This is a genomic window from Pedobacter sp. 05L430 (assembly GCF_056397585.1).
Genome location: NZ_JBFTNT010000612.1, coordinates 1 through 609 on the forward strand (window position 1 = coordinate 1; position 609 = coordinate 609).

Below are 609 nucleotides of genomic sequence, written 5' to 3' on the forward strand. Positions count from 1 at the left end.
GAATAATAGTGCTTTTATTGAATCGAAGAAGCGTATCAAAACATTTAGTGATACTGCCAGCAGGTATTTTAGTATCGTTCTATTAGTTATTGCATTAGGTGCAGGCATTTTCTGGATTTCCACAGATCCCTCTAAAGCATTGGCATCCTTTACCGCAGTTTTAATTATTGCTTGTCCATGTGCTCTGGCCCTGAGTTCACCGTTTACACTGGCAGCTGTATTATCAGTTTTTGATAAAAACAGATTTTATCTGAAGAATACCGCTGTGGTTGAAGAGCTGGCACGTATTAACACGTATGTATTTGACAAAACCGGCACTATAACTAATCCAAATGCGGCCGGACTTCAGTTTAACGGAACTATCATTGATGCTCAAATGCAATTAATCAGTGATCTGGCAAGAAATTCCGGACATCTGCTGAGTCGGGAGTTGACAAAATTTATTAATAAACCTGCAATCTATTCCGTGCAGGAATATACCGAGAAGATTGGAAGAGGTATCAGTGGTAAGGTTAATGGAAATGATGTAAAATTGGGAAGTTCTACCTTCCTTAACCTTCCACTGAAAAGCTCTTCTGAGGGCAGTGCCGTCCATGTAATGATTAACAA

General features: G+C 39.4%; 1 pseudogene. It reads left to right on the forward strand.

From position 1 onward, the window contains the following. Window positions 1-609 (forward strand): annotated as a pseudogene (locus AC1DG9_RS27620) (heavy metal translocating P-type ATPase); the annotation flags it as partial.